We start from the raw sequence: 13139 nt of genomic DNA, 5'->3' as shown, positions 1-13139 counted from the left end.
AGCGCAACCGCCATCATCACCGGAGGCAGCCGCGGCATCGGTCTGCGCACCGCCGCCCTGCTGTGCGAGCAAGGCCATCGCGTCGTGCTCGTCTCGCGCAATGCTGAGTCGCTTCGCAAAGCCGTGGCCAGCCTGCCCGCCGGGCAGGCGCTGGCGGCCCCGGCCGATGTGGCCTCGCTCGACGATGTGCGACGCGTGGTCACGCAGACCCTCGAATGGAGCGGGCGAATCGACGTGCTCGTGAACAACGCCGGCATCGCCAGCACCGGGCTGGTGGAGCACTTCTCTCCCGACGCATGGGATGCCATCATCGCCACCAACCTGACGGCGGTCTTCCTCTGCTCGAAGGCCGTGCTCCCGCAGATGCGGCGCCAGCGGTCGGGGCTCATCGTGAACGTGGTGTCTGGCGCGGGGCGACAGGGCTATCCGGGCTGGTCGGCCTACTGCGCCAGCAAGTTCGGCGTGGTCGGGTTTGCGCAGGCCCTGCGCGAAGAGGTTCGCGTTGACGGCATCCGCGTCTCGAACATCTTCCCGGGCAGCGTCGATACCCAGATCTGGGAGACCTTCCCCAATACCTTCGACCGTCGCCAGATGCTCGCGGTCGACGATGTGGCCGGCTCCATCGCGTGGCTCGTGGCGCAGCCCGCCACGGTGTGGGTCGACGATCTCACGGTGAACTACCACGCGCCCGTGCAGTAGGGCGGTCTCGCTTCGTGGCAGGGCTCACGCGGTCGGGCGCCTAATGAGCGGGTCCGCGTGCACGTGCGTGGCGTGTCGCGCGCCCCGGCCCGGAGGAGGAGTCCTGTGATCTTTGTTGTTGAAGCCCTGGTGTATCTGAAGTCTGGCGTGCTCGATGCGCCGGGTCAGGTGGTGGCCGAGTCGCTGCACGCGCTCGGCTACGATGACGTGCGTGGCGTGCGCCTGGGAAAGGCCGTGCGCGTCGAGGTCGATGCCGCTGATGAGGCGACCGCCCGCGAGCGGGTTCGCGAGATGGGCGATCGGCTGCTGGCCAATCCCGTGGTCGAGACGTTCGAGATCGAGCGCGTGCGTGCGGCGGTGGAGGCGTGATCGCGGTCGTCCGCTTTCCCGGCTCCAACTGTGATGACGACTGCGTGCGCGCCGTGAAACACGTCGGCGGGGCCGCCGCGTCCATCGTGTGGCACGAAGACCCGCTGCCCGTCGGCACCCGCGCCGTGGTTCTGCCCGGGGGCTTCTCGTACGGCGACTACCTTCGCTGCGGCGCCATCGCCCGCTTCTCGCGCGTGATGGGCGACGTGCGTGCGTTTGCCGAGCGCGGCGGACCCGTGGTCGGCATCTGCAACGGGTTTCAGGTGCTCGTCGAGGCGGGCATGCTGCCGGGCGCACTGCTGCCCAATGCGTCGCTGCGCTTCGTGTGCCGCCCTGTGGCGCTCGAAGTGATTCAGACCGATACCCCGTTCACGCGAGGCTATGCGCAGGGGACGCGCATCACCCTTCCGGTGGCGCACGGCGACGGCCGCTACTTCGCCGATCCGGACACGCTGCGCCAGCTCAGCGAGCAGCGACGTGTGGTGCTTCGCTACGCCCCGGGCAACAATCCGAACGGCGCCCTCGATGACATCGCCGGCATCTGCAACGAGGGTCGAAATGTCTTCGGTCTCATGCCTCACCCCGAGCGCGCGTGCGACCCCTTGCTCGGAAGCGCTGATGGCGCGCCCATGATTGCCGCGCTGATCGCGGCCTGCACGGAGGGGGTGCTCGCATGATCCGCACCGAGAACGCCCATCGCGCCCTCGGCCTCACCGACGGCGAGTACGACCAGATCTGTGACATCCTCGGGCGCGCCCCAAGTGCCACCGAGCTCGCCATGTTCAGCGTCGAGTGGTCTGAGCACTGTGGCTATCCCCGCTCGCGCGCATTTCTTGCGCGCCTGCCCCGCAAGGGGCGCTACGCTCCCATGGTGGGCACCGACGCGGGCGGCATCGGCATCGATGGGCGCACCATCGTGTTCAAGGCCGAGTCGCACAACCACCCCTCGCAGGTCGAGCCTCACGCAGGCGCGGCCACGGGCGTGGGGGGCATCGTGCGCGACATCCTGTCGATGGGCGCGCGGCCCATCGCGCTGCTCGACTCGCTGCGCTTCGGCGCCCTCGAAGACGGGCGCACCGCGTCGTACGTGCGCGGCGTGGTGGGCGGCATCCAGCACTATGGGAACTGCATCGGCGTTCCCACGGTGGGCGGTGAGGTCACCTTCCACGAGGCCTACGCCGGGAACACCCTGGTCAACGTCATGTGCGTGGGCCTGGTCGAAGATGGGCGGCGGGTCATGACGTCAGAGGCGCCCCCCGGCGCCGCCGTCATGTACGCCGGCCCGCGCACCGGGCGAGACGGCATCGGCGGGTGCAGCGTTCTGGCCTCGCGCGAGCTTCAAGACGATGATCAGCGTCCCACCGTCCAGATCGGCGATCCGTTCGCGGGCAAGTGTCTCATCGAGGCCACGCTCGAGGCCATCGCGAGCGAGGCCGTGCTGGCTGTGAAAGACATGGGCGCCGCTGGTCTCACCTGCACCACAGCCGAGATGGCGGCCGCGGGAGAGGTGTCGATGGAGGTCGATCTCGACAAGGTTCCCCTTCGCGAGGAAGGCATGGAAGCCTACGAGATCATGATGAGCGAGTCGCAGGAGCGCATGCTGCTCGCCGTGGTGCAGGGCCGTGAAGACGACGTGCGCGAGATCTATCACCGATGGGGGTTGCCCTGCGAGGTCATCGGTGAGACCGCGGTGGGCGACACGCTCACGATCCGTCACAAGGGTGTCGTGGTGGCTGAGCTTCCCGTCGAGCCCCTGACGACGCGCGATGCCATCGTTCTCGAGCGCAAGGCGCCGGAACGTGTGGGCGGAGGCGCGCCGACGGATCACGTGGAGGGGGCGGGAACCCACCTCCCCGCGATGCTCGCAAGCGCGAACATCTGCAGCCGCGCCGCCATCTACCAGCAGTACGATCACCAGGTGCAGACCAACACCATCGTGGGGCCGGGACAGGGAGACGCCGCGGTGGTGCGTCTCCCCATCGTGAAGCCGAGCGGCGAGGTGCGTGGGCTTGCGCTCAGCTTCGACTGCAATCCGCGATGGTGCGCCATCGATCCACGCGAAGGGTCGCGCAGGGCCGTGGCGGAGGCTGCCCTCAACGTGGCCTGCGTGGGCGGCGATCCGGCCGGGCTCACCGATTGCCTGAACTTCGGCAATCCGGAGAAGCCTGAGCGGTTCTGGCAGTTCGTCGAGAGCATCGAGGGCATCGTCGAAGCCTGCACCGCCCTCGAGATCCCCGTGGTGAGCGGCAACGTGTCGCTCTACAACGAATCACCGACGGGCGCCGTGCTGCCCACCCCTGCCATCGGAATGGTCGGTGTGGTCGCCGATGTGCGCAAGCGCGTCACCACGGCCTTCGCAGAGGGCGCCGTGGCCCTCGTGCTGGGAGCCCTGGGTGGCGCGCTCGAGGGGAGCGAGTTCGACGCGCTCCATCCGGCGGGTCGCAGCGATGCGCTGGCGCCTGTCGATCTGGCGTTCCACCGCGGCCTCATCGAGGCTTTGCTCGAGATGCACCGCGCTGGCCTGCTGGTGTCGGCGCACGACGTCTCGCTGGGGGGGCTTGCCGTGGCACTCGCGGAGTGCTGCATCGCGGGCGGCGTGGGGCTCGAGGTCGAACTGCCCATGAGCGACGCAGCCCTGCTGTATGGCGAGGGGCCGTCGAGGGTGGTGGTGAGCAGCCGCGATCCGCAGGCGGTCGAGACACTGGCTCGGCGCCATGGCGTTCCCGTGACGGTTCTCGGGGCGGTGGGCGGCGATCGCCTGCTCGGTCATTCTGTGCACGAGCTTCGTGCCGCGTACGAGAGAGGTCTTCGATGATGTTCGTAGCTCTACGAGGAGGAAGCCGCTGATGCAGAACTGCACCGAGGCGCGCGACACCGAGGTTGCGCGCCTGCTCGAGGAGAAGTTTGGCAGGGAGGGCCTCACGTTCGATGACGTGCTGCTCGTCCCGGAGTACTCCGAGGTTGTGCCCACCGAGGTCGACACCCGCACGCGCGTCACGCGGGAGCTGAGCCTGGCGGTACCCATCCTGTCGGCCGCCATGGACACCGTCACCGAATCGCGCATGGCCATCGCCCTGGCCCGTGAGGGCGGGGTGGGCATCATCCACCGCAACATGCCCATCGACGCCCAGGTGCAGGAGGTCGATCGCGTGAAGCGCTGGGAGAGCGGAATGATCCTCAAGCCGCTCACCCTTCCTCCGCACGAACCGCTCTCGAAGGCGCTCGAGCTGATGGATCGATTCGGTGTGAGCGGTATTCCCATCACCCAGGCCGACGGCAGGCTGGTGGGCATTCTCACCAATCGAGACATGCGTTTCGCGCAAGATGCCGCGCAGCCCATCGAAGAGCTCATGACCCGTCAGGTCGTCACCGCGCCCATCGGCACCACCCTCGAGGAGGCGCGCTCGATTCTTCACAAGCACAAGATCGAGAAGCTGCCCATCGTCGATGAGCAGTTCCATCTGCGAGGCCTCATCACGGTCAAGGACATCCAGAAGAAGGCTGAAGCCCCCCGCGCCAGCAAGGATCGTCACGGGCGCCTGCTCGTGGGAGCGGCGGTCGGGGTCAGCGGCGACACCCGGGATCGTGTTGACGCCCTGGTCTCGGCCGATGTCGATCTCATCTGCATCGACACGGCGCACGGTCACTCGAAGGCCGTGCTCGACACCCTGGCCTGGGTGAAGGAGCGCCATCAGGTGCAGGTCATCGCGGGCAACATCGCCAGCGCTGCGGCGGCCGAGGCGCTCATCAAGGCGGGCGCTGACGCGGTGAAGGTGGGCATGGGGCCGGGCTCCATCTGCACCACGCGCGTGGTCAGCGGCGTGGGCGTTCCCCAGATCACCGCCGTCTTCGAGTGCGCCCTGGCGGCGCGCAAGCACGGGGTACCGGTCATCGCCGATGGCGGCATCACCCAGAGCGGTGACATCACGAAGGCCATCGCCGCTGGGGCTGACGCGGTGATGATGGGCAGCATGTTCGCCGGCACCGACGAGTCGCCGGGCGAGGTGGTGGTCGTGGGGAGCGAGCGCTTCAAGGAGTACCGCGGCATGGGCTCGCTCGGCGCCATGAAGCAGTTCTCGCGCGACCGCTACGGAGCCGACGCCAGCACGCCTTCACACAAGCTCGTCCCCGAGGGCATCGAGGCGATGGTGCCCTACAAGGGCGGCCTGGCGCAGATCCTGCATCAGCTCGTGGGCGGTCTGCGGGCGGGCATGGGGTATGTGGGCGCGCGCACCATCGATGAGCTGCACACGCGGCGCTTCATGCGCATCACGCCAGCGGGCATGCGAGAGAGCCACACACACGATGTGATGGCCACCAAGCAGGCCCCGAACTATCAGGGCCGATGAGCGAGCGGGCCCTGGCGCCGACAGGCGCGCACGTGACGGTTGACGAGGCCGCGCCCATCGTGGGTGGCGTGCTCCACGAGAGCATTCTCGTGGTCGACTACGGCTCGCAGTACAATCAGCTCATCGCGCGGCGCGTGCGTGAGCTGGGGGTCTTCAGCGAGCTGGTGTCGCCCGCCATCAGCCGAGAGGAGGCGCTTGCCCGGCGCCCGCGCGGCATCATTCTCAGCGGCGGGCCCGACAGCGTGTACGACGAGGGGGCTCGCTCTCTGCCTGACTGGGTGCTCGACAGCGGGCTTCCCATTCTCGGCATCTGCTATGGCATGCAGCTGCTCTCTCACTCCCTGGGGGGCGAGGTGAAGCCCGGCAAGAGCCGGGAGTATGGCTTTGCCCGAATCCGTGTGGAGACGAACGAGGGCTCCTTGTTCCAGGGGCTCGAGCCAGACGAGTCGTGCTGGATGTCGCACGGCGATCACGTGACGACGCTGCCCTCCGGCTTTGTGCCCGTGGCGCGCACCGAGAACGGCATCGTTGCGGCGATGGCGAATGCAGATCGCAGGATCTGGGGATTGCAGTTCCATCCGGAGGTCGAGCACACCCCGTGTGGCGTGCATCTCCTGCGCAACTTCCTCGACGCGTGCGGATGCGCATTCGACTGGACCCCTCGCACCTTCCTCGAGGAGTCGGTGGAGACGCTGCGCGCCGAGCTTGCAGGCCGGCGCGTGCTGTGCGCGCTCAGCGGCGGGGTCGATTCCACGGTGGCCGCGGTGCTGCTGCACAAGGCCATCGGCGATCGGCTGCTCTGCATCTTCGTCGACAATGGCGTGCTTCGCAGAGATGAGCGCGAGCAGGTCACCGCCATGCTCACCTCGCTCGGCCTGCCCGTGCGGGTGGTCGATGCCTCGGCGCGTTTCCTCGAATCGCTCCATGGCGTGGCCGAGCCCGAGCGCAAGCGCAAGATCATCGGTGAGGTCTTCATGCGCGTGTTCGAAGAGCAGGCGGTGGAGGCGGCGCGCGAGCTGGCCGATACCGTGGCTGACGGGGAGGCGGGCACGTTCACCCATCTGCTGCAGGGAACTCTCTACCCGGACGTGGTGGAGAGCGGTGCGGGTGGTGGGACCCGCGCCGATCTCATCAAGTCGCATCACAACGTGGGGGGGCTTCCGGCCGACATGAAGTTCCGCCTGGTGGAGCCGTTCCGCAGGCTCTTCAAGGACGAGGTGCGTCGTCTCGGTCGTCAGATGGGCCTGCCGGACGAGTTCGTGCAGCGCCAGCCCTTTCCGGGGCCAGGACTTGCCGTGCGCGTGCCTGGGCCCATCGACGCCGAATCGCTCGAGACCTTGCGGGGGGCTGACGCCATCGTGCGTCACGAGATCGAGGCCGAGGGCCTGCATCGACAGCTGTGGCAGTACTTCGCCGTGCTGCTCCCGGTGCGCTCGGTGGGGGTCATGGGCGACAAGCGCACGTTCGCCAAGGTCGTCTCGGTGCGCCTCGTGACCTCGCAAGATGGCATGACGGCAGATGTGCCTGAGCTGCCCTGGGGGGTGCTCAAGCGCATCAGCAATCGAATCGTGAATGAGGTGCGAGGGGTCAATCGCGTGCTGCTCGACATCACGTCGAAGCCACCTGGCACAATCGAGTGGGAATAAGGCCGACGACATCGGCACATCAGATCGGAGGAGCTCTTCATGGCAGAGCAGGGCGAGAGAGGCGCGAACCGGCAGAACCTGACCTTCGAGCATCGCATGGTGCAGATCTTGCAGAAGGCGCTGGAGACCGGAACGACGGTGCATCTGTACGGCTCCGGGTTTCACCTGATCGGGGTGATCACGCTGGCCAACGAGCGCTTCGTCGAGATGCGCATGGGCGACAAGACCATTCTGGTTCGCTTCGAGCGCATCGACGCGCTCTCCACATGAGCACGCAGCAGCGGTTGCGTCCGGCGAGGAGGATCCAGTCGTGAGGGTCATGGTGGTCGGGTCCGGCGGAAGAGAGCATGCCCTGGCGTGGAAGCTGCGCCAGTCGCCGCGCGTCGATGAGGTGGTGATTGCCCCCGGGAACGGTGGCATTGCCGTCGACCCCGGAGCGGGCTGTCCGATGCGATGCGTCCCGGTGGTCGAGGGCGATGTGGCCGCACTGGTTGACGTGGCGCGCCGAGAGCGGGTCGATTTCACGGTGGTGGGTCCTGAGGTTCCCATCGCCGCGGGTGTGGCCGATGCATTCGAGGCTGCCGGGCTTGCTGTGTTCGCACCGTCGAAGCGCTGCGCCCTGCTCGAGTCGAGCAAGGTGTTCGCCAAGGCGTTCCTCACGCGCAACGGCATCAGCACCGCGCCGTTCCACGTGAGCACGCGTTTCGATGACGCCGTGGCGGTGGCGCGCATGATGCCCACCCCGATGGTGCTCAAGGCGAGCGGTCTCGCCGCGGGGAAGGGGGTCAGCGTTGTCTCGAGCGTGCGCGAGGCCGAAGAGGTGCTGCGCCGCATGATGGTCGAGCGGCACTTCAAGAGCGCGGGCGACGAGGTGATCATCGAGCAGTACCTCGAAGGCCGTGAGGTCTCGCTGCTTGCCTTCGTCGATGAGCACAGTGCCGTGGTGATGCCCCTGGCCTGTGACCACAAGCGGCTCGAAGACGCCGACAGAGGTCCCAACACGGGGGGCATGGGTGCCTACACGCCAGCGACGTGGCTTGAGCCGGCGCAGCGTGACGCAATCATGCAGAAGGTCTTCCACCCCACCATCGAAGCGCTTCGGCGAGAGCGCCTGGGGTATCGCGGTGTTCTCTACTTCGGCATCATGGTCACCGACGCTGGCCCCTGGGTGCTCGAGTTCAACGTGCGCTTCGGCGACCCGGAGACCCAGGTGATCGTGCCCGCGCTCGAGTCAGATCTGCTCGAACTGCTGGAGGCCACCGCGGCTGGACGTCTCGGCGAGGTGACCCCCCGCTGGACCGAGGACGCTCTCTGCGGTGTCGTGGTTGCCGCAAGAGGATATCCGGGCGCCTACACCAGCGGTCTCTCCTTCCCCGCGCTGGAGACGGAAGGGGTGCAGGTGTTCCACTCCGGCACGGCACTTGCGCCGGAGGGCGGCCTGCTGACGCGAGGAGGCCGGCTCGCCACCGTGGTAGGCCGCGGTGTCGATCTCGACGCGGCGCGAGCGCAGGCCTATCGCGCGCTGGCGCGTCACGATCTCACGGCGTTCCACTACCGTCGCGACATCGGCGCCCAGGCGTCGCCCGCAAGGAAGGGCTGAAGGCATGCGGGAGTGCGCTGACGTCGTTCTCGAGCAACGTGAAGATCGTCCCCCTGAGGAATGCGCCGTGTTCGGCATCCATGCACCGCACGAAGACGTGGCGCGCCTCACCTATTTCGCGCTCTTCGCGTTGCAGCACCGCGGTCAGGAGTCGTCGGGCATCGCGGTGTCTGATGGGCATGTGTTCGATTGCTACAAGGAGATGGGTCTGGTCTCGCAGATCTACACACCCGAGATCTTGATGCGGTTGCGTGGGTTCCTGGCCGTGGGGCACAATCGCTACTCGACCACGGGATCATCGCGCATCGACAATGCCCAGCCCATCATGCTCAAGTCGCACCTGGGGCCGCTGGCCCTGGCTCACAACGGCAACCTCACGAACTTCAAGTCGCTCAAGGCCGAGCTCGTGGAGCGAGGAAGCATCTTCCACACGTCGAGTGACAGCGAGGTCATCGGCAAGCTGTTCGCCCTGGCCGACGGCAGCGATGTGGGGGAGAAGGCCGTGCAGACCCTGCGCCGCCTGCGTGGCTCGTTTGCGGTGGTCATCGGCACGGTCGACGCTCTTGTGGGGTTTCGCGATCCGCTGGGTGTGCGCCCGCTGTGCATCGGTCGCATCGACAGCGAGCGGCGCGTCGAGGCGAACGAGGTCGATGTGGAACGGCGTGCTGCCGACACAGGAGACGGGCGTCCGCGGGAGGGATGGGTGCTGGCGTCGGAATCGTGCGCCCTGGCCACCATCGGCGCCACGCTCGTGCGTGAGGTCGAGCCGGGCGAGGTGGTTGTCATCGATCGCGATGGGCTGCGCTCGATCCAGGCTGTTCCGGTGACGCGGCACGCCCTGTGCCTCTTCGAGTACATCTATTTCGCGCGGCCCGATTCGATCATCGCGGGCGACGCCATCTACAACGCGCGCCATCGCATGGGCGAGCGTCTCGCCATCGAGCATCCGATCGACGCAGACGCCGTCATCGCGGTGCCGGACAGCGGTGTTCCTTCCGCCATGGGCTATGCGCGCGGCAGCGGCATCCCCTACACCGAGGGGCTGATCAAGAACCGCTACATCGCGCGCACCTTCATCCAGCCCGATGACACGTTGCGCAAGGTGGGCATCAAGCTCAAGTTCAACCCGCTCACGCACAACATCGCGGGACAGCGCGTGGTGATCATCGACGATTCCATCGTGCGCGGGAACACCACGCGCGCCATTGTGAAGCTCATGCGCGACGAGGGGGCGCGCGAGGTGCACGTGCGCATCACGTCGCCCCCCATGATTCACCCCTGCTTCTATGGGGTCGATACCAGCACGTATGCCGAGCTCATCGCCAGCCAGAAGTCGGTGCCCGAGATCTGCGAATGGATCGGGGCTGACAGCCTCGGCTACCTGAGCCTCGAGGGACTCGTTGAGGCGACGCGCTACGCACGTAGCAACCTCTGCCGCGCCTGCTTCACCGGGGAGTACCCGGGAGAGGGCGACCTGGCGGGGCGGCCCAACCCGCGCGACATGCGTGAGCGCGTCGTCCCCCCGTCGGCCGTTGACGCGGTCGCCGGGCTGCCCGCGTCCACGTGACACGACGGGCTCGTCTTGTCGTCATGGCGAGCGGCGGAGGCTCGAATCTCGAGGCGTTGCTCGAAGCGTGCGCGCATGGAGATGTCTGTGCAGACATTGTGGGCGTGGTCTGCAATCGCTCACAGGCCTTCGCTCTCGAGCGCGCGCGCAGACGTGGCATCAGTGCGGAGTGCCTGAGCCTGGGGGCGGTGCGCGCGTCGGGCGGCACCCGCGAAGACTACGACGAGCGCCTCGCGGACATGGTGGCGCGACATCGTCCGGATCTCGTGGTGCTGGCCGGGTTCATGCACGTGCTCTCCCGTCGCTTTCTCGAGCGCTTCCCGACCGATTTCGTGGTGAACCTCCACCCCTCGCTGCTGCCGGATGACCCGGAAGAGGACGAGGTGCAGATCGATGGACGGCGGTACCGGGCCTTCCGCGGCGCGGATGCCCTTGAGCAGGCGCTGGCGGCCGGCGCTTCGGTCACCGGGACCACCGTGCACCTCGTGACCCCCGAGGTCGACCGCGGGCGGGTCGTGGCGCGCACAACGGTGGAGGTGCACGCTGATGACACCCTCGAGCGCCTTCGCGAGCGGGTGCAGATGGCCGAGCATGGACTTCTCCCGCGAGCGGTCGAGGCGGTGCTTCGCGAACGAGGGTTCGATACGGGCAGCCGTTGACGAATCGAGAACCGTGCGTGATAGACGGGAAACTCGTTTGGAGGCCATGCGCGTGACCCTCGATCCCCTCTCCGCGGGTGCCGGACCTGGCGCCCTCTCTGCCCTCTATGCCCAGCGTCGTGAGCTGGCCCCCGAGCAGGTCGCGGGGGGCGGTGGCGCAGCCACCGATCCGCTTGGCGTCAAGCGCTCTCTCGACGGTCGAGAGCGCGCGTGGCACGGGTTCGTGAGCGGCGAGGACGGCGAGGAGCCTGCCCACGACAAGGAGACCGCGCACGCTGCGGGGGGCGCGTCGGAGGGAAAGACCGCCGAAGCCAAGGGCGCTGGCGGATCGGTCGCTGACAAGGGTGGCGCTGACGTGACCGACGCCGAGCTGCAGCGCATCTTCGGGGGAGACGCGCCCACGGTTCGCCAGCTGCTCAACACCCGCTCCGATCTCAAGGTGGGTGATCTGCTTCCCCTGCGAAAGGATCGCGACGGCCTGCACTCGCTGTCAGATCTGCTCACCCATCGCAGCGATGTGAAGCTCAGCGACGTTCTGAGCCGCGACAAGGACGGCAAGGTACATCTCGATTCCACGGTGCGCGATGGGGCGTCGCGTGAGCTGCTGTACGCGCGCACCGACCTCAAGCCCGGTGAGCTGACCAGCCTGCGCGGGCATCTGGGACGGCTCTTCGACAACCCTTCCATGGCCAAGGCCGCGTACACGAAGTCGCTCGACCTGCTCAAGGTGCGCACCGACATCCGCCCCACCGACGTCTCGGGGCTGCTGTCACGCATCGGTCTGGCGACCCGGAACACGAAGGGCGGAGGGGGACCCGAGGGGTCGGCGGCGCTCTTCGACATGTTCGACCGCAGCGCCCGGCTGCTGACGGCTCGACCAGACCTTGGCACAGGCGATGTCTCAAAGCTGGTCGATGTCACGTCGCAGACCTTCGGCGGCCGTGATACCCAGAACGGTCTGTCGAACCTTCGTGACGGGTTTGCCGCGGCCACCGATCTCCTGGGCTCTCGCAAGGGGCTCTCTGTGCGCGATGTCACCAACGTGATGGGAACGGTCGATCAGCACTTCGGCAAGGACGGCGACAACAAGGTCTCGGCCTTCCAGAAGGCCGCCAACCTCATGAATCACGTTCCGCAGATCGACGCGCACGGGGTCGACACCATGTTCAAGAAGGCCGCAGACGGGCCGCCCGCACAACGGGGAGACAAGCTGGTGCAGGCATTCGACAGTGCGGCCGGCAACGTCATGAGCGGCAAGACCACGCTCGCGTCGGCGACAGCGACGCGAGAGCAGCAGACCGACCGGCAGCGCCACGAGCAGAAGACCGCCGATGAGCAGACGCGAATCGACATGGGACGGCTGCGCACGGGCAAGGAGCAGGAAGAGCGCGATCGTCTCGACCCACTGGGGCTCACGGCACCCGGTCAGGTACCGGAGGGTGGGGGGCGCGACGGGCACCCCGTTCCTGGAGAGGCGCAGGGCTCGCCTCAGGGGCGAACCGCGCGCCGCGCAGGCGAGGGAGAGCGCGACCTTCCCGGAGGCCCGGTGGGCGGCGGTCACGGGGTCAACGTCGTCGCCTGACCGCTGCACGCGGACTCAGGCCGAACAGGCCGATCTCCGTCCAGAAGGGGTGCTGGAAGTGCGCCTTCACCAGGGTGGCGGTGCGGGGGGCGCCGGACGCACTGGCTTTTCGGCCGCGCTTCTAGACGGCTCCGCCTTCTGGCCCGTTGCGCAGCGCTTCTTCGAGCAGTGCGAGGGGAACGTCTCGACGCGAGGCCAGCACCAGGTGGTCGCAGGCGCTCACCATGATGTGGGCTTCTGTGAACGGCTCGAGGTCGTCGATGGCGCCGCTCGTATCGAGGGCGAGCCACGATGCGCGACGACCGTCTTCGATGTGAAGGTACAAGACCGGATCTGCTTCCACGTTGCGCCTCTCGCCGCTTCTCTCGACCGTTTCGTAGCAGAGAGACGCGCTGTGTTTCAAGTCGGTTCTGCGCGCGGTTGTGCCTTTCACTCAAGACGACGAAGACGAACAGGCCCCCGTCACGAGTGACGGAGGCCTGCTCAGGGGACGGTCGACCGCTGTGGCGGCCTACTTGCCTTCCTTGGCGTCGCCCTCTTTTGCCTTCTCACCCGCAGCAGGCTTCTGGTCGCCTGCTGGGCTGGCCTCACCCGCAGGTGCGGCCCCTGGGCTCATCAGTACGGCGGGACTTGCGGGAGCTGCGCCGGGTGCGCCGGGGGCTCCGCTC

The 13139-nt window shown here is 67.5% G+C and carries 12 protein-coding genes; 11 read left to right on the top strand and 1 reads right to left on the bottom strand.

Features of this window, described 5'->3' with window-relative positions; genetic code table 11:
- The 11 genes from EB084_09460 to EB084_09410 all read left to right on the top strand — a co-directional run.
- Nucleotides 1–699: SDR family NAD(P)-dependent oxidoreductase (locus EB084_09460; protein NDD28476.1), on the top strand; the 699-nt coding region annotated here is incomplete at its 5' end.
- 108 nt (nucleotides 700–807) lie between these two features.
- On the top strand, nucleotides 808–1068 hold the full coding sequence (purS, locus tag EB084_09455) for a phosphoribosylformylglycinamidine synthase subunit PurS (GenBank protein ID NDD28475.1): 261 nt from the start codon (nucleotides 808–810) through the stop codon (nucleotides 1066–1068).
- Nucleotides 1065–1745 carry a phosphoribosylformylglycinamidine synthase subunit PurQ gene (gene purQ / locus EB084_09450; GenBank protein ID NDD28474.1) on the top strand — a complete coding sequence of 227 codons (681 nt, stop codon included), beginning with the start codon at nucleotides 1065–1067 and terminating at the stop codon, nucleotides 1743–1745. Before purS ends, purQ begins: the two co-directional genes overlap by 4 nt.
- Nucleotides 1742–3883 carry a phosphoribosylformylglycinamidine synthase subunit PurL gene (gene purL, locus EB084_09445; GenBank protein ID NDD28473.1) on the top strand — a complete coding sequence of 714 codons (2142 nt, stop codon included), beginning with the start codon at nucleotides 1742–1744 and terminating at the stop codon, nucleotides 3881–3883. The genes purQ and purL overlap by 4 nt, the downstream gene beginning before the upstream one ends.
- 31 nt (nucleotides 3884–3914) lie before the next feature.
- Nucleotides 3915–5417 (top strand): IMP dehydrogenase, encoded by a 1503-nt coding sequence (guaB, locus tag EB084_09440; GenBank protein ID NDD28472.1) that lies wholly within the window; start codon nucleotides 3915–3917, stop codon nucleotides 5415–5417.
- Nucleotides 5414–7063 (top strand): glutamine-hydrolyzing GMP synthase, encoded by a 1650-nt coding sequence (locus EB084_09435; protein NDD28471.1) that lies wholly within the window; start codon nucleotides 5414–5416, stop codon nucleotides 7061–7063. The genes guaB and EB084_09435 overlap by 4 nt, the downstream gene beginning before the upstream one ends.
- Before the next feature lie 39 nt (nucleotides 7064–7102).
- A complete protein-coding gene (locus tag EB084_09430; protein NDD28470.1) occupies nucleotides 7103–7333 on the top strand; it encodes a hypothetical protein in 231 nt (76 codons plus the stop codon).
- 40 nt (nucleotides 7334–7373) lie between these two features.
- On the top strand, nucleotides 7374–8663 hold the full coding sequence (purD, locus tag EB084_09425; protein ID NDD28469.1) for a phosphoribosylamine--glycine ligase: 1290 nt from the start codon (nucleotides 7374–7376) through the stop codon (nucleotides 8661–8663).
- Nucleotides 8664–8667: 4 nt separating this feature from the next.
- Nucleotides 8668–10230, top strand: coding sequence for an amidophosphoribosyltransferase (gene purF / locus EB084_09420; GenBank protein ID NDD28468.1), 1563 nt, complete (start codon nucleotides 8668–8670; stop codon nucleotides 10228–10230).
- 23 nt (nucleotides 10231–10253) lie between these two features.
- Nucleotides 10254–10889 (top strand): phosphoribosylglycinamide formyltransferase, encoded by a 636-nt coding sequence (gene purN / locus EB084_09415; protein ID NDD28467.1) that lies wholly within the window; start codon nucleotides 10254–10256, stop codon nucleotides 10887–10889.
- Nucleotides 10890–10926: 37 nt separating this feature from the next.
- Nucleotides 10927–12471 carry a hypothetical protein gene (locus tag EB084_09410; protein NDD28466.1) on the top strand — a complete coding sequence of 515 codons (1545 nt, stop codon included), beginning with the start codon at nucleotides 10927–10929 and terminating at the stop codon, nucleotides 12469–12471.
- A 121-nt stretch (nucleotides 12472–12592) separates the two neighbouring features.
- Here the strand turns inward: EB084_09410 and EB084_09405 are convergent, their stop codons facing one another.
- Nucleotides 12593–12874: a hypothetical protein gene (locus EB084_09405; protein ID NDD28465.1), complete on the bottom strand. Its 282-nt coding sequence runs from the start codon at nucleotides 12872–12874 to the stop codon at nucleotides 12593–12595.
- Between the last annotated feature and the right edge of the window lie 265 nt (nucleotides 12875–13139).

The organism is Pseudomonadota bacterium (assembly GCA_010028905.1).
Classification (GTDB): domain Bacteria; phylum Vulcanimicrobiota; class Xenobia; order RGZZ01; family RGZZ01; genus RGZZ01.
Note: the sequence above shows the minus strand (reverse complement) of the source record. Positions and strands in the feature narration are given on the sequence as shown.

What these genes read in the sequence shown, in the direction of transcription:
- purL (NDD28473.1), top strand. Translation starts at nt 1,742, where the DNA reads ATGATCCGCACCGAGAACGCCCATCGCGCCCTCGGCCTCACCGACGGC.
- guaB (NDD28472.1), top strand. Translation starts at nt 3,915, where the DNA reads ATGCAGAACTGCACCGAGGCGCGCGACACCGAGGTTGCGCGCCTGCTC.
- EB084_09435 (NDD28471.1), top strand. Translation starts at nt 5,414, where the DNA reads ATGAGCGAGCGGGCCCTGGCGCCGACAGGCGCGCACGTGACGGTTGAC.
- EB084_09430 (NDD28470.1), top strand. Translation starts at nt 7,103, where the DNA reads ATGGCAGAGCAGGGCGAGAGAGGCGCGAACCGGCAGAACCTGACCTTC.
- purF (NDD28468.1), top strand. Translation starts at nt 8,668, where the DNA reads ATGCGGGAGTGCGCTGACGTCGTTCTCGAGCAACGTGAAGATCGTCCC.
- purN (NDD28467.1), top strand. Translation starts at nt 10,254, where the DNA reads ATGGCGAGCGGCGGAGGCTCGAATCTCGAGGCGTTGCTCGAAGCGTGC.